The 19,000-nt window shown below is 73.4% G+C and carries 17 protein-coding genes and 2 pseudogenes; 11 read left to right on the top strand and 8 right to left on the bottom strand.

Annotated features, from left to right (window positions below; translation table 11 throughout):
* Positions 1-148: 148 nt before the first annotated feature.
* Entirely contained in the window at positions 149-373 is a 225-nt protein-coding gene (locus OG624_RS04730; protein WP_371640936.1) for a hypothetical protein, read from the bottom strand.
* Between OG624_RS04730 and OG624_RS04725 the strand changes: the two are divergent.
* Positions 294-497 (top strand): annotated as a pseudogene (locus OG624_RS04725) (response regulator transcription factor); the annotation flags it as partial. The gene OG624_RS04730 and the pseudogene OG624_RS04725 overlap by 80 nt on opposite strands.
* Positions 498-514: 17 nt before the next feature.
* Here the strand turns inward: OG624_RS04725 and OG624_RS04720 are convergent.
* Both OG624_RS04720 and OG624_RS04715 read right to left on the bottom strand, forming a co-directional pair.
* Entirely contained in the window at positions 515-1,852 is a 1,338-nt protein-coding gene (locus OG624_RS04720; protein ID WP_371639124.1) for a hypothetical protein, read from the bottom strand.
* Positions 1,849-2,766: a LysR family transcriptional regulator gene (locus OG624_RS04715; protein ID WP_371639122.1), complete on the bottom strand. Its 918-nt coding sequence runs from the start codon at positions 2,764-2,766 to the stop codon at positions 1,849-1,851. The genes OG624_RS04720 and OG624_RS04715 overlap by 4 nt, the downstream gene beginning before the upstream one ends.
* A gap of 71 nt (positions 2,767-2,837) precedes the next feature.
* Between OG624_RS04715 and OG624_RS04710 the strand changes: the two genes are divergently transcribed.
* The gene (locus tag OG624_RS04710) at positions 2,838-3,776 is read left to right on the top strand and encodes a reductase (RefSeq protein WP_371639121.1); all 939 of its coding nucleotides are present in this window, start codon (positions 2,838-2,840) and stop codon (positions 3,774-3,776) included.
* 5 nt (positions 3,777-3,781) lie between these two features.
* On the opposite strand, the gene OG624_RS04705 is transcribed toward OG624_RS04710, so the two are convergent.
* Positions 3,782-4,540, bottom strand: a complete 759-nt coding sequence (locus OG624_RS04705; protein ID WP_033214273.1) for a GntR family transcriptional regulator — start codon at positions 4,538-4,540, stop codon at positions 3,782-3,784.
* A gap of 203 nt (positions 4,541-4,743) precedes the next feature.
* Here OG624_RS04705 and OG624_RS04700 point away from each other — a divergent pair, with 203 nt between their 5' ends.
* From OG624_RS04700 to OG624_RS04680, 5 genes and pseudogenes are all read left to right on the top strand, one after another.
* The gene (locus tag OG624_RS04700; RefSeq protein ID WP_033213806.1) at positions 4,744-5,907 is read left to right on the top strand and encodes an ABC transporter substrate-binding protein; all 1,164 of its coding nucleotides are present in this window, start codon (positions 4,744-4,746) and stop codon (positions 5,905-5,907) included.
* Between the two features lie 19 nt (positions 5,908-5,926).
* Positions 5,927-6,760 (top strand): annotated as a pseudogene (locus OG624_RS04695) (ABC transporter permease); the annotation flags it as partial.
* A complete protein-coding gene (locus tag OG624_RS04690) occupies positions 6,748-7,680 on the top strand; it encodes an ABC transporter permease (protein ID WP_033213802.1) in 933 nt (310 codons plus the stop codon). The pseudogene OG624_RS04695 and the gene OG624_RS04690, both read left to right, overlap by 13 nt.
* A gap of 4 nt (positions 7,681-7,684) precedes the next feature.
* Entirely contained in the window at positions 7,685-8,788 is a 1,104-nt protein-coding gene (locus OG624_RS04685; RefSeq protein ID WP_033213799.1) for an ABC transporter ATP-binding protein, read from the top strand.
* The gene (locus OG624_RS04680; protein WP_282916523.1) at positions 8,785-9,495 is read left to right on the top strand and encodes an HAD family hydrolase; all 711 of its coding nucleotides are present in this window, start codon (positions 8,785-8,787) and stop codon (positions 9,493-9,495) included. The genes OG624_RS04685 and OG624_RS04680 overlap by 4 nt, the downstream gene beginning before the upstream one ends.
* On the opposite strand, the gene OG624_RS04675 is transcribed toward OG624_RS04680, so the two are convergent.
* Positions 9,453-9,962, bottom strand: coding sequence for a hypothetical protein (locus OG624_RS04675; RefSeq protein WP_033213797.1), 510 nt, complete (start codon positions 9,960-9,962; stop codon positions 9,453-9,455). The genes OG624_RS04680 and OG624_RS04675 overlap by 43 nt on opposite strands.
* 86 nt (positions 9,963-10,048) lie before the next feature.
* Here OG624_RS04675 and OG624_RS04670 point away from each other — a divergent pair, with 86 nt between their 5' ends.
* From OG624_RS04670 to OG624_RS04660, 3 genes are all read left to right on the top strand, one after another.
* Positions 10,049-11,137, top strand: a complete 1,089-nt coding sequence (locus OG624_RS04670; RefSeq protein WP_033214269.1) for a DUF2330 domain-containing protein — start codon at positions 10,049-10,051, stop codon at positions 11,135-11,137.
* A 106-nt stretch (positions 11,138-11,243) separates the two neighbouring features.
* On the top strand, positions 11,244-11,825 hold the full coding sequence (locus OG624_RS04665) for a hypothetical protein (protein WP_371639120.1): 582 nt from the start codon (positions 11,244-11,246) through the stop codon (positions 11,823-11,825).
* Positions 11,826-11,952: 127 nt separating this feature from the next.
* Positions 11,953-13,392 (top strand): amidase, encoded by a 1,440-nt coding sequence (locus tag OG624_RS04660; protein ID WP_161289327.1) that lies wholly within the window; start codon positions 11,953-11,955, stop codon positions 13,390-13,392.
* Positions 13,393-13,491: 99 nt separating this feature from the next.
* On the opposite strand, the gene OG624_RS04655 is transcribed toward OG624_RS04660, so the two are convergent.
* From OG624_RS04655 to OG624_RS04645, 3 genes are all read right to left on the bottom strand, one after another.
* On the bottom strand, positions 13,492-15,132 hold the full coding sequence (locus tag OG624_RS04655) for a carboxylesterase/lipase family protein (RefSeq protein WP_371639119.1): 1,641 nt from the start codon (positions 15,130-15,132) through the stop codon (positions 13,492-13,494).
* Positions 15,133-15,262: 130 nt separating this feature from the next.
* Positions 15,263-16,168, bottom strand: coding sequence for a 5'/3'-nucleotidase SurE (gene surE / locus OG624_RS04650; protein WP_161292322.1), 906 nt, complete (start codon positions 16,166-16,168; stop codon positions 15,263-15,265).
* 116 nt (positions 16,169-16,284) lie between these two features.
* The gene (locus OG624_RS04645; RefSeq protein ID WP_371639118.1) at positions 16,285-17,538 is read right to left on the bottom strand and encodes an MFS transporter; all 1,254 of its coding nucleotides are present in this window, start codon (positions 17,536-17,538) and stop codon (positions 16,285-16,287) included.
* 649 nt (positions 17,539-18,187) lie between these two features.
* Here OG624_RS04645 and OG624_RS04640 point away from each other — a divergent pair.
* Entirely contained in the window at positions 18,188-18,931 is a 744-nt protein-coding gene (locus OG624_RS04640; protein ID WP_371639117.1) for a phosphatase PAP2 family protein, read from the top strand.
* Positions 18,932-19,000 lie beyond the last annotated feature (69 nt).

Here is a 19,000-nt window from a genome sequence, read left to right as displayed (position 1 = left end):
CCCCAGGCCCTAACGACCCCCGGCCCGGGGAAGTGACGAATTCACTCGGCCCGGTCCGGCCGCGGGGCGTCGGCGGGAGTTCACCGGGGGTTCAGGTGGGTGGCCGGGGCTCCGACGGCCCGCGGGTCGACCCGCCGCGGGACACGACCTATTCGGTGTGCAGCGCCGACGCGATCGTCATACGGGCGGCCGAGCGGGCCGGAACCAGTGCGCCGAGGACGGCGATCGCGACCCCCGCCGCCCCCGCCGCCGGCAGGCCGGCCAGCAGCGGGGCGTCCCAGACGGCCTTGATGGGGCACGGGCTCTCCAACGCCGAGCCGGCGCGCGCGTTCACGCTGAGCGAGGCGACGGTGAAGACCCATGTGGCCCGCATCCTCGCGAAGTTGTCGCTGCGCGACCGGGCCCAGGCCGTCGTCCTCGCCTACGAGACGGGCCTGGTGACACCGGGATCGGTCACGGCTCCGCGTCCGGGACCCCCGCCGGCGCCGGCGGGGTGATCCCGGCCGGCGGGCCGTCAGGGCATCAGTTCCAGCATCACGGCGCGCGGCAGCGAGGGGTTGCCCGCCGCTGCCTCCGCCACCTGATGGTCCTCGTCGGCGAGCAGCTCGGTGATGGCCTCGGGCGGCAGCGCCGGGTGGGCGGCCGCCAGCGGCCGGGACGTACGGTCCGCCAGGCAGGCGAGCAAGGCCGGGCCCGTCGCGTGGGGGTGCTCGGCGACCTCCTTGAGCACCCTCCGTACCCCCGGCCGATGCTGCGTCAGGTACTCCAGCAGGGGACCGGACGCGTCCGGGTTGGCGGCCACCGCGGCGAGGACCTGCACCCCGTGCCGGGCGACCATGGCGCGCAGCGACTCCTCGGACAGCCCGGGGTGCGGGGCGACGGCCCGGGCCACGGACGCGTCCGGATCGACCGCCAGCGCCTCGCGCAGATGCGGGGGCAGATCGCGCCGCTGTGCCACGAGCATCCGTACGGCCGCGTGGCGGGAGCCGGCCGGCTCGGTGAGTTCGGCGGGTGTGGCGGCGGCGATGCGCGGCAGCAGGTTCCACCCTGCCCGGTCGCCGACGACCAGCTCGGCCAGCAGGTCGAGGGGTATCCGCGGGTGCTCCGCGACGGCTCGCCGTACCTGGAGCTCCGGATCGGCGGCGAGTACGCGGATCAGCTCCTGGCCGATGCCGGGGTTGCTCGCGTACGTGGCCCGGACCCCGGCATGCGGGTCGGCGGCCAGCCGGGCGTAGAGCGCCTGCGGCAGATCGGTGCGCTCGGACAGCGTCCACTTCAGGGTCAGTTCGGGGTCCGCGGCCAGGACGATCACGGCTTCGAGGGGGGTGGACGGGTTGGCCGCCGCCGCGATGCGGACCTCGGGATCCGGGTGGAGTGCGAGGCGGGCGGTCACGGGCGAGTCCGTCCAGAGCGCCAGTTCCTTCACGACCTCCTCGTCGGGGTCGGCGGCGAGCAGGTCCACGGCGTCCTGCGGCAGGCCGGGACAGGAGGCCAGCTTCCAGCGGATCTGCGGGTCCGGGTGCGTGGCGAGGAAGCGGGCCCACGCGAGGTTCCCGCGGCGCTCGTCGAGGAGGGCCACGGCCGCGTTCGGCATGGACCCGGGATCCACATCGGCGGCGTCGAGCGTCCCTCCGTAGGCGAGGTACCGGGCCATCGTGTCGGAGAGCGCGGCGAGTTCCAGGATCTGGTCGTGGCGCAGATCGGCGCGGTCGGCGAGGCCGTGGAGCAGGTCATCGGCGAACTGCGACGCGGGGTCGGCCCTCGCCTCCTCCAGCGCGAGCGTCAGCAGCCGGTCGACGAGCTCGGGCGGCAGCGCCGGATTGGCGGCCAGTGCGCACAGAAGAGGGTTCAAGGGCGCTCTCCGGTCGGGGCGTGGGTCGAAGCGGCAGCGGTCAGGGCGGCGGCCAACGCCTGGGCGTGGGGCTGTGGACGCCGCCGGGGGAGGACGAGCCCGATGTGCCGGGCGGGACGCGGGGGTTCGACGCGGACCACGGCCGACTCCTGGGTCGGAGCGAGTGAGACGTGCGGGATCAGGGAGACGCCGACGCCCGCCGCGACCAGCGTCTGAGCGAAGAAGTAGTCGGTGGTGGAGGCCGCCACCCGGAGGTCGAAACCGCAGAGTTCCGCGTACCGGCGAAGGAAGGCCTCCGTCTTGAGGCAGCCCAGCACCCAGCGGTCGGCGCCCAGTTCGGCCAGGTCCACCGATGTCCGGTCCGCGAGGCGGTGGCCGCGCGGCAGCACCAGCCACAGCGGATCCTCCATCAGCGGAACCCAGTCGAGCCCCGGACGCTCACCCGGGCGTACGGGCGGCGGCCCGTCGAAGTGGTAGGCCAGCGCGAGATCGGCCGCGCCGCCGCGCACCATCGGCACCGCGTCCTCGGGCTCGCTCTCCCGCACGGTCAGCTCCACCTCGGGGTGCTCCGCCACGAACCGGGCCAGCGCCGCGGGCAGCAGGTGCCGGCCCCCGCTGGTGAAGGTGGCGACGGTCAGGCGCGGCCGCTGCGCCGTGAGCCGGTCGATCGCGTGGCGGACCTGGTCCAGCTCGGCGGAGATCGACTCGGCCGCCTCCACCAGCAGCCGGCCGGCCTCGGTGAGGGTGACCCCGCGCGTGCTGCGTACCGCCACCGGGTGGCCGACCGTACGCTCCAGCGCCGCGATGTGCTGCGAGACGGCCGACGGGGTCACCAGCAGGGCGCCGGCGGCCCGGTTGAAGCTGCCGTGTTCGGCCACCGCCCGAAGGACACGCAGCCGCTGCACATCGATCATCAGTTTTCCTTACGATGCGTTCAGCGGCTGGCCGGTTCCGCTGGGGACGATACAGCGGCACAGTCGAACGCATGAAGCGGATTCTTGTCATCGGCGGCAGCCGGTACTTCGGAAAGTCCCTGGTCACCGGGGCACGCGACGCGGGCGACGAGGTCACCGTCCTCAACCGGGGCTCCGGCGCACCCCCGCCCGGCGTCGGCCGGCTCGTCGCCGACCGCGATGACGAGGCGGCGTTGCGGACGGCGCTCGGTCCGCGTGACTTCGACGTGGTCGTGGACCAGGTCTGCTACACACCGCTCCAGGCCGCCGTCGCCCGGCGGGTGTTCGCCGGGCGGACCGGGCGTTACGTCATGACCTCGACGATGGAGGTCTACGACCCGGCCACGCTCCCCGTCCCCGCCGGCCCCGTGTCCGTCCCCGTCGCCGAGGCCTCGCTCGATCCCGTCCGACTGCCGCTCGCGGGGGCGGCGGGCCGGCCGCCCGGGGACTGGCCCGCGTACGTCTACGCCGAGGGGAAACGGCAGGCCGAGGCCGTCTTCCTGCGGGACCCGGCCTTCCCGTACGTCGGCGTGCGCGCCGCGCACGTCCTCGGCGGTGGCCCGGCGGAGTTCACCGGGAGGCTCGCGCACTACGTGGAGCGGATCGCCGCCGGGACCGCCGTCGATGTCCACGAAGCCCCGTACGCCACCTCGTTCATCCATCACCAGGAGATGGCCGCCTTCCTGTACTGGACCGCGGACCAGACCTTCACCGGGCCCGTCAACGCGGCCTCGCACGGCGCGCCCGACGTGATCGCGCTCTGCGAGGCGGTCGCGGCGCAGGTCGGACGCGACCCGCGGTACAGCGTGGTGGGGGAGGGCGTCGCGGCCTCGCCCTTCTCCTTCGACCGTGCCTACGCCATGGACAACGGCCGGGCCTCGGCGCTGGGCTTCGACTTCGGCCGGGTCGTCGACTGGCTGCCCGGGGCGATCGCCGAGACCGCGCACGAGACCGCGCGCGCGGCCGGTTGACGCGGTCACTGGTCTCCGACGCGTCGCTCCAGGGGAGTTGCTACCGACGAGTTGCTCACACTGAAGGTCACGCTGCCGGCCCGGTAGCGGTCGTCGGACCACTCGATCGGGCGGCCGGTGGCGGTCGCGGACACGTGTCGCTGGCGCAGCAGCGGGCCGCCGCGCCGGATCTGGAGCAGCCGGGCGTCCTCGCTGCCGGCCGGAAGTGCGTCGATGAGGTGCTCGCCGTAGTGGGCGGTGACCCCCGAGTCCTCGGCCAGGCTGTCCATGACGGAGCGGCAGTCCACCGGTAGCGCCTCGACGGCCGCCGCGACCCAGTCGGCGTAGGCGGTCCGCTCCACCATCGTGGGTTCGCCGTCGAGCAGTCGCAGCCGCAGCACGGCCAGGATCCCGGTACCCGGGGGCAGCGCGAGCCGCTCCGCCTCCTCGGCCGTGGCGGGCCTGCGGGTGCGGGTCAGGAAGCGGCTGGCGGCCCGGTGCCCGAGCCCCTCGGCCCACTGGGCGAAGCTGTTCAGCTCGCCGAAGCTGTGCCGGCGCTCGCGGCGCAGGACGATGCGCCGCGCGCCCTGGCGGGAGCCGATCAGCCCCTCCGCGGCGAGGGTGGCGACCGCCTGGCGGACCGTCCCGCGCGACGCGGACCAGCGGGCCGCCAGGTCGCTCTCGGAGGGCAGGTGCGCCCCCACCGGGAGTTCGCCCGAGAGGATCGCCCGCCGCAGCGCCTCGGCGATCTCCAGGTACCTGGCCGTGCCCGCGTTCGTACTCATGCCCTTCGCCCCCTGTTCGCCGTGCACCGGTCTCCCATGATCATTCCAACAGGTTCTGTCACGGCTTCTTCCGGTCATTCTTCTCTCTTCTTCGAGTGGTGCTCCCGGGGACAGGCGCCGTTCACCGTCCGTACAGCGGACCCGGGCGAACTGGAGCCAACTTGTTCAGACAAGTGAACCCACCCTCGTCTCCGGGAGAGACCGTGCTCAGTTCCTCCGCCCGTCGCGGTGCGGCCGTTCTGCTCAGCGCCGCCGTACTCACCACGCTCAGCGCGTGTGGTGCCGCCCCCGACCCGAAGTCCGGCGGCGCCGACGGCGCCAAGAACGGCGTGCAGCCGGGCGCCGCGACCTCGGTCGCCGACTTCGGCTCCTTGGAGGCCCTCGCCGCCGCCGCGCAGAAGGAGGGCGAGCTCAATGTGATCGCGCTGCCGCCGGACTGGGCGAACTACGGCGAAATCATCAAGGCCTTCGAGGCCAAGTACAAGATCAAGGTGAACAGCGAGAACCCGGACGCCTCCAGCTCCGACGAGATCGCCGCCGTCAAGTCCCGCAAGGGCCAGAAGCGCGCCCCCGACGTCCTCGACCTCGGGATCGCCTTCGCCCGCAGCGGCGCGGCCGAGAACCTCTTCGCCCCCTACAAGGTCACCGCCTGGGACAGGATCCCCGCCGCCCAGAAGGACGCCGACGGCCGCTGGACCAACGACTACGGCGGCTACGTCTCCATCGGCTGCGACGCCGCCCGGATCCCCACCTGCCCGCAGACCTTCGCCGATCTCCTCAAGCCCGAGTACAAGGGCAAGGTCGCCCTCAACGGCAACCCCACCAAGTCCGGCTCGGCCTTCGGCGGCGTCTACGCGGCCGCCCTCGCCAACAAGGGCTCCTTCGCCGACATCCAGCCCGGCATCGACTTCTTCGGACAGCTGAAGAAGAGCGGCAACTTCATCCCCGTCGAGTCCACCCCGGCCACCGTGGAGAAGGGCGAGACGCCCATCTCCATCGACTGGGACTACCTGAACGCCGGCTACGCCGACCAGTTCAAGGGCAAGGGCGTCGACTGGAAGGTCGCCGTCCCCACCGACGGCGTCTACGCCCAGTACTACTCGCAGGCCATCAACAAGGACGCCCCGAACCCGGCGGCCGCCCGCCTGTGGCTGGAGTTCCTCTACAGCGCCGAGGGCCAGAACCTCTGGCTGAAGGGCTACGCCCGCCCGGTCCTGCTCCCCGGCATGACCCAGGACGGCACCGCCGACCAGGCCGCCGTCGCCAAGCTCCCGCAGGTCCAGGGCACCCCGACCTTCCCCGCCTCCGAGGAGCTCGACAAGGCCAAGGCCACCCTCGCCGAGAAGTGGGACAAGGCCCTCTCCTGATGTCCTCCACCACCACCCCCCGCGCACCTGGCTCGCGACCCTCCCGCTGCTCACCTTCACCGGGCTCTGCTTCGGCATCCCGCTCGGCGCCATGGCCTACGGCGCGGTCACCCGCACCGACCCGGCGAGCGGCGCCACCCAGGTGACCGGTGAGCACCTCGCGCGTTCCCTCCAGGGCCCCTACCTCGGCTCCCTCATCGGCAGCGTCCAGCTCTCCGCCCTCACCGCACTCGTGGGCGGCGTCCTCGGCGTGGTGATCGCCCAGGCCGTGGTCACCTCCCGCTCGGCGGGCCTGCGCGGCGCCGCGCTGACCGCCTCCGGGGTGCTCGCCAACTTCGGTGGCGTACCCCTCGCGTTCGCCTTCATCGCCACCGTCGGGATCTCCGGCGTCGTCACCCAGCTCGCCGACCTCACCACCCTCGGCTGGAACCTGTACTCCTTCACCGGCCTCACCGTGGTCTACCTGTACTTCCTGATCCCCCTGATGGTGCTGGTGATCGCCCCGGCGCTGGACGGACTGCGCCCGCAATGGCGCGAGGCCGCCCAGAGCAGCGGGGCCACCGGACGGCAGTTCTGGCGCCACGTCGGGCTGCCCGTGCTCGCGCCGTCCCTGCTCGGCGGGTTCGTACTGCTCTTCGGGACGGCCTTCGCCGCCCACGCCACGGCCGCGGCCCTCGTCGGAGGTTCCGTCCCCCTGGTCACGCTCAAGATCGCGGACGCGCTGTCCGGGAACGTGCTCACCGGCCAGGAGAACGTGGCGCTCGCCCTCGGCCTCGACATGATCCTGATCGCCGGCCTGGTCATGGCCGTCTACCTGCCCCTCCAGCGACGGAGCGCCCGATGGCTGCGATGACCCCGACCACCCGGTACCCCGACCGCACCGAGGACACCGGGCGACCGGACACCGGGGCCCCCGCACGGACCCCGGCCCGCCGGCCCCGCCCCCGGATCTGGCGCGGAGCCGTCCTCGCCCTCGCCGGCGCCTACTTCCTGATCCCGCTCGTCGCCTCCTTCGTCTTCACCGTGCACGTGCCCGGCCAGGGCATCACCTTCGAGGCGTACACCGAGCTGCTCTCCGCCGACGGCTTCACCGAGAGCCTGCTGCTCTCCCTCGGCCTCGCCGCCGCGACCATCGCCCTGTCGCTGCTGCTCGCCGTGCCCGCGCTGGTGGCCGTACGCATCGGCCCGCCGCGGCTGCGTCCGGTCGTCGAGGTGATGTGCATGCTGCCGCTGGTGGTGCCGCCGATCGCGCTGGTCACCGGCATCACCACCGTGCTGCGCTGGGGGCCGGAACACCTGTCGCGGACCCCGCTCTACCAGACCTTCATCGCCGTCCAGAACGAGAAGTTCCCCGTCGTCCTGGTCCTCGCGTACACGGTCCTGGCGCTCCCCTTCGTCCACCGCTCCCTCGACGCGGGCCTGCGCGCCCTCGACGTACCGACCCTCGTGGAGGCCGCCCGCAGCTGCGGCGCGAGCTGGCCGTACGTCGTCCGGCGCGTCCTGCTGCCGAACCTGCGGGCCTCGCTCGCCGGCGCCGCCTTCCTGACCCTGGCCCTGGTGCTCGGCGAGTTCACCATCGCCTCCCTCCTCGGGTTCCAGCCGTTCGCGGTGTGGATCGTCTCGATCTCCGGAGCGCAGGCCCGGATGTCGGTGGCCGTGTCCATCCTCAGCCTCCTGATCACCTGGCTGCTGCTGATCGCCCTCTCCCGGGCCGGGACCGCACCCTCCACCACCGCGGCCGCACCCGCCACCACCTCCCGCAAGGAGTCCTGAGCCCATGCCCACCACGCCCACCACCCTGCCCGCGGCCAGGAAGCCGGCGGACGCCGACCGGCCCGCGGGCGCGCGCGTCGAATTCCGGGGCCTGCGCCGGGCGTTCGGATCCACCGTCGCCCTCGACGGGCTCGACCTCACCGTCGAACCCGGTGAGCTCCTCGCCCTGCTCGGCCCGTCCGGCTGCGGGAAGACCACCGCCCTGCGCGTCGTCGCCGGCTTCGAACAGCCCGACTCCGGCGAGGTCCTCGTCGACGGACAGGACATCACCCGGGTCCCGGCCAACCGCCGCGACGCCGGGATGGTCTTCCAGTCGTACAGCCTCTTCCCGAACCTGAGCGCCCGCGACAACGTGGCCTTCGGCCTGCGGGTACGCAAGGTCGCCGCGGCCGAGCGCCGCGAGCGCGCCGCCGAACTCCTCGACCTCGTGGGCCTGCCCGACCACGGCGACCGCTACCCGCACCAGATGTCCGGCGGCCAGCAGCAGCGCGTCGCCCTCGCCCGCGCCCTCGCCCTGCGCCCGCGCGTCCTCCTCCTCGACGAGCCGCTCTCCGCGCTCGACGCCAAGGTACGGGCGAACCTGCGCGAGGAGATCCGCCGCCTCCAGCTCTCCCTCGGCATCACCACCGTCTTCGTCACCCACGACCAGGAGGAGGCCCTGTCGATGGCCGACCGGGTCGCCGTCCTGAACGCCGGGAAGCTGGAACAGTGCGCCGCCCCGGCCGAGCTGTACGACCGCCCGGCCACCCCCTTCGTCGCCGAGTTCGTCGGCACCATGAACCGGCTGCCCGGACGGCTCGCCGGGTCCGGCCTCGTCGAGGTGGCCGGAGCGCGCCTGCCCGTCGACGGCCCGATCCCCACGACGCCGGGGGTACAGGTCCTCGTCCGCCCCGAGAACGTCACCGTCACCGCCGACCCCGAGGGCACGGCCACCGTGGCCTCCGCCTCCTTCTTCGGCTCCGTGACCCGGCTCCACCTGGAGCTGCCGGACGGGGTGAGCGTCAAGGCGGACCTGCCCTCGCGGGACGCCGGAGCCCTGGTGCCGGGCGCCCGCGCCACCGTCGGACTGGCCGAGCGGCCGGTGCTCGTCGTGGCAGGGCCCGCGTGAGCGCCCTCGCCGCGGTCCTGTTCGACATGGACGGCACCCTCGTCGACACCGAGGTGCTGTGGTGGCGTACCACCGAGGAGATCGCCGGCGGTCTCGGTCATCGCCTCACCGACGCGGACGCGCCGGAGGTCGTCGGCCGGGCGGTGGAGGACACCGCCGCCCACCTCGTACGGGTCTCGGGCGGGGGAGACCCGGCCGAGGTGGCGGCGGCGCTCACCGAGAGCTTCTTCCGCGAGGTGGAGGCCGGGGCGCCGATGCGGCCCGGCGCCCAGCGTCTGCTGACCGCACTGGAGGCGGAGGGCGTGCCCTTCGCCCTGGTCAGCGCGTCACCGCGGGTCGTCGTCGACTCGGTGGTCGGGGGCTCCCTGGCCCATGTCCCCTTCGCCTTCACCCTGTCCGCCGACGACACCGCCCGAACGAAGCCCCACCCGGACCCCTACCGGGCGGCCGCCGGGCGCCTCGGCCTCGCCCCGGGCGCCTGTGTGGCGGTCGAGGACTCACCGGACGGCGCCGCTTCCGCCGAGGCCGCCGGCTGCGCGGTCCTGGTGGTCCCGTCCCTGCTGGCCGTTCCCACGTCACCGCCGCGGACCTTCGCCGCATCCCTGGAGGACGTCGGCGTGGCCCGGCTGCGGAGCTGCCTGACGGCCGCCGGCCTACCGCCGACTCAGGCCGGCAGGCCGAGGATGTCCAAGATGCCCTCCGCGTAGGCGGCCGCCCCGGACCCCGGGGCGGTGGCGACCTCACGGCGGAAACCGTCCACACCCGTACGGATGAAGGCGGCACACTGCCCGTGCAGTCCCGCCTCGTGGGTACCGCCGTCGTCCACCGTGCACAGCAGGGCGAGCAGGGTCCACAACAACGCCTCGCGGGTCGCCTGCCGCGGCGGGTGCGCGGCCCACGCGGCCATCAGGACACCGCACACCGCCGGGGCGGGCGGCTTCAGGTGCTCCGCGAAGAAGACATGCCCCTCCAGCGCGTGGAACGCGGACGGATGCCCCTCGGCGGCATCCCGCACGGCGTCCACCAGATGGCCCGCCGAGCGGCCGCAGCCGCACTCGATGGACTCCCAGTCGTGCCGTGCGATCTCCAACACCACGGCATCCGGAACCAGCGGGCTGCGCAGCACCGCGGACCGGCGCAGCAGAGCCTGCTGCTGCTTCTCGCTCCCCGTCATGGGGCACAGTATGAGGCCAGGTCGAAGTGGTCGGCGAGGGGGGTCGGAACCGGATCGCAGGGGCCTTCGTCACAGACCCCGTGTGGATGAAACGAAGAATTGTGGCACTGCTGTTCGCCCTGCTCGTGACCCAGCTGGGCGCACTGGTCAACCCGGCCTACGCGTGCGGGTGCGGGGCCATGATCCCCGACGGGCAGTCCCGGATCGGAGTCGACCGGGAGACCTCCGTCGTGCGCTGGGACGGCCGTACGGAGCAGATCGTCATGCGGTTCTCCGTCGGCGGGGACGCCCACCGAGCCGCCTGGATCATGCCGGTACCGAGCCGGGCCACGGTCGAGCTCGGCGACGGCGCGATGTTCGACGAACTGCGCCGGCTCACCCTGCCCGAGCACAGGACCCGCACCTACTTCTGGCCGCGCGAACGGGACTGGCCCTTCTCCTCGAACACGGGGGACAGCGCCGGAGCCCCGATGCCCGGCGGCGCGGCCCCGCCCGTCGGTGTCGTCGGCCGTGAACAGCTCGGTGACTTCGACGTCGCCCGGCTCACCGCCACCGACCCGGACGCCCTGAAGAACTGGCTGGAGAGCAACGGCTTCGAACTCCCCGACCGCCTCGCCACCGAGGTCGAGCCCTACGTGGAGCAGAACTGGGAGTACGTGGCCGTCCGGCTCGCCCCCCGGGAACAGGGCAAGCCGCTGCGCGGCGACCTGGACCCGCTGCGGATCCGCTTCGACAGCGACCGCCTCGTCTACCCGATGAGGCTCTCCCGGATGGCGAAGACCCCGCAGTCCCTCGGCCTGTACGTCCTCGCCGACCACCGCATGGAGCCCGCCTCCCCGATCGGCGGGTCCGCACCCGAGGTGACCTTCGCGGGGACCATCCACCCCGAGCGCGGGCCGCTCGCCGAACTCGCGGGTGCCGAACCCGTCTTCCTCACCGCCATCGACCAGCGCTTCCCGGTACCGGGGCGGATCGACGCCGACCACGAACTGCGCGCCACCGCCCAGGACACCCCGTACCGCCGGGTGATCCACCACGACGAGCTGCTCACGGTGGGCGGGGTCCCGGTCTGGCTGCTGACGCTGGGGATCGTCGCGGTGGCGGCGACCGCCACGGCCGTCGTGGTGCTCCGGAGCCGCGACCGCCGACCGCACCCCGCCGGGGCGGCGGCCTGACCCGCACGGGGTCCCGCCAGGTGTCCGTCGGACCGGGCGGGTACTCACGCCGAGGTGAGTACCCGCCCCGATGTTCCCCACCGCCCCACCCCGTACGGTCCGGACCATGACTTCCGTACAGCCCTCCGCGCCGGCGGCGCCGTCGCGTCCGCGCCCGCGTCCTCGCCCCGTGTACGCGGCACTGGTACTCGGCGTCGCCGCACTCCTCCTGGCCACCTGCTGGGGCGCGTACCGCCTGTGGAACGGCGCACCGTACCCCGAGGTCGATCCCCATGTCGTCGCCACACGACTCGGCTCGGAGGCCGAGCGCGTCGAGAACGATCTGGCCCTGCCCGGCGGGCCCCGCTCGCTGCCCCACCAGATGGAGACGGGCGCCTGCTACTACCGGGGACTGCGTTCCCTCGCCCACATCGACGAGAGCCGCCCGGACGTCCGGACCTTCAGCCTCGAACAGGAGACGACCGGCCTCCCGGAGGACACCGCCCGGGCCGCTCAGGAGCGCCTCCGCTCCCGGCTGTCGCGGCAGGGCTGGAAGCCCATCGGCCAGAACCTCTCCACCACGGGCTTCCGGTTCGAGAACCGGGACACCGGCGACCAGGTCCATGTGGCCTGGTACAAGCACACCGGGACGCTCGTCTTCCGTGTCTACGCGCCCTGCGGGAAGATCCCCGACGGCTACGCCCTGTAGGGGCGCCTCCCGGCACGCCTGATCCGTCGGTTCGCCGACGACATCCCTGCCGGGGTTGACGCGCGGGCGCCGGGACACCAGCCTTGCACCGGAGTTACCGACAGGTAAGGGGAAAAGGGTGGTTTCCATGGCGGAGGACGACGCACGACGGCGCGAACAGGACGCGGAAGACGCCGAGTTGATGTTCCAGGGGGTCGCGCACCAGGCCGAGCTGGTCCGCACCGGCAAGACCACCTCACGCGCCCTCGTCGAAGCCGCGCTGCGCCGCATCGGGCGGACCGACCCCGTCCTCGGAGCCTTCCGCGTCGTCCTCGCCGAGCAGGCCCTCGCCGAGGCCGATGCCCGTGACGCCACGGCGCCGACCGGTCCGCTCCACGGCGTCCCCGTCGCCGTCAAGGACGAGCTGGACGTCGCGGGCCAGGTCACCACCTTCGGCGGCTCCGCCAACCGCACCCCCGTCGCCGCCGATTCCGAAGCGGTACGCCGCCTGCGCGCCGCCGGAGCCGTCGTCATCGGCAAGACGACCATGCCCGAGTTCGGCCAGTGGCCCTTCACCGAATCCGCCGCCCACGGCCACACCCGCAACCCCTGGGACACCACCCGCACCCCCGGCGGCTCCAGCGGCGGCAGCGCCGCAGCCGTCGCCGCCGGACTGATCGGAGCGGCCCTCGGCGGCGACGGCGGCGGATCCATCCGCATCCCGGCCGCCTGCTGCGGCCTGTTCGGCCTCAAGCCCCAGCGCGGCCGGGTCTCCACCGCCCCCCACGCGCACCTCTGGTACGCGCTGGGCACCGTGGGGCCGCTGACCCGCACCGTGGGCGATGCCGCACTGCTCTACGACGTCCTCGCCGGCACCACCCCCACCGACCGCTGGAGCGCCCGCCCCGCGACCACCAGCTGGGTGCGGGCCCTGGAGACCCCGCCCGGCCGACTGCGCATCGGCTACTCGGTCAAGCCCGCCGTGCCCGGGGTGCGCCCGCATCCGGAACACGTCGGGGCCGTCCTGGAGTCCGTACGGGCGCTGCGCGAACTGGGTCACGACGTACGGGAGGTCGACCCCCGCTACCCCGACGCGACGGCCCCGTTCGCCGCGCAGTTCTGCGGCGGAGTCCGCGCGGAGGCCGACGCCGTCGAACGTCCCGACCTGCTGGAACGACGTACCCGGCGCACCCTCGCGCTCGCCCGGCTGGTCCCCGAATCCGCCGTGGAACGCGGGATCCGGGCAGGCGAGCGGCTGGCGGAGCGCGCCGACCGCATGTTCACCACCATGGACCTGCTGCTGACCCCGGTCGTCGCCGAGCGCCCGCGTCCGGTCGGCGCCCTGGACGGTGCCGGGCTGCTGACGGCGCTGGCGCGCTCGCGCCCGATGGTCGCCTACACCGCACTGTGGAACGTCACGGGGCACCCGGCCGCCTCCGTCCCGGCGGGCCTCGGCGAGGACGGTCTGCCGCTCGCCGTGCAACTGGTGGGCCGCCGGGACGACGAGGTGACCCTGCTTCGGGTCGCGGCGCAGCTGGAGGAGGTCCGACCGTGGGCGTCGCGACGCCCACGGCCGCCGGCCGCCTGACGGATGCCCCTCGGCCGTCCCCGCCGTCCCTTCTCCCTTGCTACGACCCGGGGAAGGGACGGCGGAGCAGGGCCGTCCGGTCGGGGACGCGTAGAAACCTCAGAGCGGCCGGGGCGGCTGCGTCCGCCAGAACGCGCACTGGTGCTCCGCCCCGAACGAGGTCGTCGTCCGCGTCGCCGCCGGATCGAGGGTGAGCACCACGCCGGCCCCGGCCCCGACGCCGGTCGGCGGCCACGGGGCCTGGCCCGCCACCACCGGGGCACCGAAGCGGGCGAACGCCGCCCAGTACCGCTTCATCCGGTTCCCGAGCGCGACCTGCACCGGGTTCAGCGGGCGCTCGCCCATCGTGAAGTCGTGCAGATAGGCCAACTCCGCGCTGTGCGCGTTCGACTCGTCCAGCCCCGGCACCTGCGCCCCCGCGAGCGTCGGCGACCGCGGGTCGTCGAACTCGTAGACGTACGTCGGCACCTGGGCCGCGAACAGCTGCGCCGTCCACGCCGTATGGCACGCGAAGGTCGAGTCCGTCATGACCGCCGACAGCGCCAGATACGGCGAGCCGTACGTCGCGACCGGGTAGCGCGCGAGCACCTCGGGCGCCGCCGCCCCGTGAGCGCTCAGGATCTGCGCCGTGTACTGCTCGGCGGTCAGGTACGGCTGGGTCAGGGCGACGAAGAACCGGGCCTCGGAGCGGGTGCTCCCGATCAGCACCGGCACCTTGTTCCACGCGCCGCTCCCGATGGCCTGCGCGGGAGCGACCGGCAGCAGCCCGTCACCGGCGGCCGGCCCCCGCGTGGGCAGCGCACGGGCCGCCTCGACCAACGCCGGACCGGACGCGGCGCGCAGACAGGCCGCCATCTCGGCGGACGCGACGCACCCCGCCGCCGCGGCGAAGGACCGCGCCTGCGCCTCGGCTTCCACCCGGTCCGGCGTCCCCAGCAGGGTGCACGGACCGCTCTGCAGTACGGCCCGGTGGAACAGGCCGGCGGCCGACGGGGCGGCCAGCAGCGCGCAGACCGAACCACTGCCCGCGGACTGCCCGGAGATGGTGACGCTGCCCGGATTCCCGCCGAACGCGCCGATGTTCGCCCGGGTCCAGCGCAGCGCCGCGAGCTGGTCCATCAGCCCGAAGGACCCGGAACGCAGGGCGTTCTCCCGGCCGAGCTCGGGCAACTGGAGATAACCGAGCTGCCCCAGGCGGTAGTTGATGCTGACGACCACGCTCCCGGTGAGGTCGGCCATGGTCCGCCCGCCGAACTGGGTACCCGTTCCCTGGCTGTACGCACCCCCGTGCATCCAGACGATCACCGGGAGCCGGGACCCGGGACGGGCGGTCCGGGGCCGGTAGACGTCCAGGTACAGACAGTCCTCGTCGGCCGCCGCCGGATCGCTCAGGCCGAAGGGCGAGAACTGCAGGCACGCGGGGGACTGCCGGGTGGCCTCCCGTACGCCGGTCCACCGGGGCGGGGGCGCCGGGGCCCGAAGCCGGGCGTCCCCGACCGGGGGAGCGGCGTAGGGAACGCCCAGGAACTCCTGCGCGCCGTCGCGCGACTGGCCGCGCAGGGCGCCCTGCGCGACGGTGACCACCGGGCGCGAGGACCCGCCGGACGGCGACGGCGACGGCGACGGTGACGGTGACGATGACGCGGTCGCGGGTGGTACGGCGGCGAGCAGTGCCACCAGGGCAAGTGCGGTACCGAGCAGGGACCTTGCCGGGGGCAGCCGTTTCCGGAGCCTCTTCATCCGTCCTCCTGAAGTGTTGCCGATGCGTGCCGATGCGTGCCGAGGTCGCCCCGAGGTCGCCCCGGGGTGGGGCCGGGTGAGGTCCGGCCGGGGCGGAGCGGGGTGCGCGCTCCGCCCCGGCCGGGGTCTGTCAGGGGCGGAGCCCGGCGATCAGCGCGGCGGTCACGGCCTGGTCGACCGGCCCGGTGTTCCAGTTCGGACTCATGGGACTCACGGCGATCCGGTTCGCGGTCACGGCCTCGATGTCACCGCCCTTGGCCGCGGGCCGCAGGTCCACCTTCACGGTCACCTTCCAGGTGCCGTCGCCCGCGTCGGTGAAGTCCGGTTCGAGCAGGGTCTGCGGGTCCTGGAAGGTCGCGGCCACACCGGCGGCCGTTCCCTTGCCGTCCGCCCCGACCACCGGGTGGTTGACGTTCAGACCGACGCCTTGGGGCAGCAGCGCCCCGGACCGGGCCCGCGTCCGCAGTCGGTCGATCAGCTTGACCGCGAAGTCGAGCGTCGGCCCCATCGCGTTGACCGTGGTGACCGGGTCGGGCGCGGCGACGCCGCCGGTGCTCAACGCGATGGCCGGTACACCGTGCTCCAGCGCGGCGACGGCGCCGCCGACCGTACCGGAGTGGGTGGCCAGACCTGCGACGTTCGGGCCGAAGTTGGTACCGGAGACGACCAGGTCGGGGGCGTCGCCCGCGAACACCTCGGCCAGCCCGAAGGCGACGGAGTCGCCGGGGGTGCCGTCGACCGCCCAGACCTTCGGCTCGGGGTGCTTCACCGTGATCGACGGGCCGCTCAGCATCTTCGTACCGGTGCCGCTCTGGTTGGTGAGCGGGGCGACGATCGTGACGTCGTGCCCGGCGGCGGTCAGTCGCTCGAAGGCCTTGCGGATGCCGGGGGCGTTGTAGCCGTCGTCGTTCGTGAGCAGGATCCGCAACGGGCCGGCGGGCGCGGTCCGCGGCGCGGCGACCGCCGGTGCCGTACCGGCCAGCGCCGGCGTGCACAGCAGCAGCGCGGCCAGCGGCAGAACTCGCTTGCGTCTCACAGGTTGCTCCTTGGTAGGGGAGGTGATCGAGGGTGAGCAGGGGTGGGAACCGGCGGGCGCACGACCCTCGGCGTGCGCCCGCCGGAGCTGCGGACGGGCGGGCCCGGGGGAGGGGGTCAGCGCACGCTGCGGATCGGGAGGATGGCGAGCGCGCCGACCAGCGAGAGGGCTCCGCCGACGAGGAAGAGCGGGGTGTAGCCGCCCAGGCCGGTGACGACGGCCGAGGCGACGAACGGGGCGATGATCTGCGGCCCGGCGTTCGCGATGTTGAGGACGCCCATGTCGCGGGCGGCGTCCTCGGCCCGCGGGAGGACCAGCGTGACGAGCGCGGTGTCGACGGCCATGAAGCAGCCGAAGGCGAGTCCGTTGAGCGCGCTGAAGACGAGCATGCCGGTCCAGGTCGGACTGATGACCGGGACCACCATGACGAGCCCGGCGAGCGCCGCCGACACACCGACGAACACCTTGCGGCGGTTCCAGCGGTCGGACAGCAGGCCGCCCACCACCGTGGACACCGCCATCGCGACCATCGACACCGGGGTGAGGACGGCCATCGCGGCCGGCGGGGTCAGTCCCTCGGGCAATGTGATGTGGTCGCCGAGGATGTACAGCTGGTAGCCGACGACGGAGAAGTAGCCGAGGACCATCAGGGCACGGCCGATGAAGGCCCAGCGGAAGTCGTGGTTGGCCAGGGCCGAGAGGAAGGCGGCCAGTTGTGCGCCCTTGGGTCTGGCGGGCGCCTCGATGGCGGGTTCGGTGCGCGCGACGTCCCGGCAGAAGAGGCTGAGCAGCAGGGCGGATCCGGCGACGATCGCGCCGAGGATCAGGTAGCCGGTGCGCAACTGGTCGGCGGTCCGGGAGGCGATGAGCACGCCGACGGTCCCGCCGATGGGCAGACCGAGACCGACGAGTGCGGACGCGGTGCCCCGGCGGGCCGCGGGGATCCGGTCGGGCACGATCGCGGTGACCGCCGCCTGGAAGACGTTCATGGTCGCCTGGATCAGGCACCAGACGATGCCGACGAGCAGCGCCGTGCCCACGTTGCCGAGGAGGGCGAGCAGGGCGAGCGAGGCCAGACCACCGCCCACGATCCACGGGTTGCGGCGCCCGCTGCGGTCGGAGAGGGCGCCGGCGATGGGGTTGAAGGCGGTGGCGAAGACCGCGCTGACCCCGCCGATCAGGCCGAGGACGGCGACCTTGTCGTCGGGGGCGATCGCGGCGACCTGGGTGGGCAGCAGGACGGAGCCGACGCCCATGTAGAGCGCCATCATCGCCGAGTTGGCGACCAGTAGGAGGGGCAGGAGACCACGCCGGGGGGCGGGCTCCCCGGTCGGGGGTACGGACGGTTCGACGACTTCGGGCGTGGCCATGACGACTCCTCGGGGGACGGAGCGGGGAGGTGGCGTGCGAGGGAGAAAGAGGGGGGCGGCCCATGAGCGGGCGCCGGACGGCGTCGTCGCCGGGAACTGCGGTGGCGGACGCCGTTCGTAACGTGATGTTGTTACACGTGTCACCAAGTGCGGTGGACACTGTGTAGCACCCATTTCCGGCCTCCGCCAGGCCTCAGGGCGCGTCGTTGTGCAGATCGTGACCGTCGGGGCAGTTGGTTGGAGCACTCGTGTAACCATCACTGCCAGGCCGGCGGGCGCGGCGGATGTGACGAGAAATCCACTTGCCCTTGTGGCGGTCGTGACGCGTCGGCCATACTCCGTGCCGCACCGCGACGATCCTGTCGCCGACGGGTCGTCGGACCGCCCTCGGCGCCATCGGGTGTCGTGCGCCGTGTCGCCGCGTCGCCGTGGCTTCCGGTCGCACCCCGACGTGGCACCCCGATGTCGTACCTCGATGTCGTACCTCGGCGTGGCACCGCGATGTCGTACCCCTGATGTCGCAGCCCGAGCTCGTGTCCCGATGACCTTCACCGAGGCGTTCCCCAGCGCCCTTCCTCGCGTTCCACCGTCCCGTGCCTGCTCTCCGCGTGCCCCCACCGCCTGGGGAGACGACCGTGAAAGGCCCGCCATGTTCCCCTCGCCCTCCTTCGTGCCGCCGTCCCGGCCGTCCCTGCCGGAACCGCCGCCCCGGCATCACCTTCCGGCGCCCCCGCCGCGTCACGCGCTCGGTCTCGGGATCGCCCTCCTGGTCCTGGCGCTGCTGGCCGGGCTGCTGGTCCGGCTGGACCGGCGGCCCTTCTTCCAGGGGCTCGACGACAGCTGGGCGGCCTCCGTGAACGACTCCGCCGGCGCGGCGTCCCCCGACGGCGAGGGCCTCGGCGGCTTCACCACCGTCCTCGACCGGCTCGGCGGCCCGCTCGGGATGGTCCTGCCGCTGCTGGTGATCGGCTGCCTGTGCGTTTACGGGCGCTGGCGCTCGGGGCTGTTCGTCCTCACCACCACCGTCGTCGCCAACCTCGTCGTGCTCCTGCCCCTCAAGCAGCTGGCCGATCGGCCGCGGCCGCCGCACCCGCTGGTGCTGGTCAACGACGGCTCGTACCCGTCCGGGCAGGTGTTCAGCGCGGTGACGCTGGTGGTCTGCGTTGCGGTGGTGGTGTTCCCGCCCCGTGCGCGACGCTGGTGGTGGGCGTTCGGAGCCTCGTACGTCCTCGTCATGATGGGCAGCCGGACCTGGCTGCACGCCCAGTGGCTCAGCGACACCGTCGCCGGCGCCCTCGTCGGCGTCGGCACCTGCCTCGTCCTGTGGCGGGCCTTCGCTCCGCTGCTGGAGACGGAGTCGGAGCGGATGGCCTCGAACAGCCTGTGGCTCTGAGAGGCGCTCCCCGGAACGTCAATTATTGAGCGGCGTTGACGTTCGACAAATTTCCGCCATATTCTCGAT

It is taken from the genome of Streptomyces virginiae, assembly GCF_041432505.1.
Lineage (GTDB): Bacteria > Actinomycetota > Actinomycetes > Streptomycetales > Streptomycetaceae > Streptomyces > Streptomyces virginiae_A.
The sequence above is the reverse complement of the archived record's forward strand: the minus strand, read 5'-3'. Positions and strand labels throughout refer to the sequence as shown.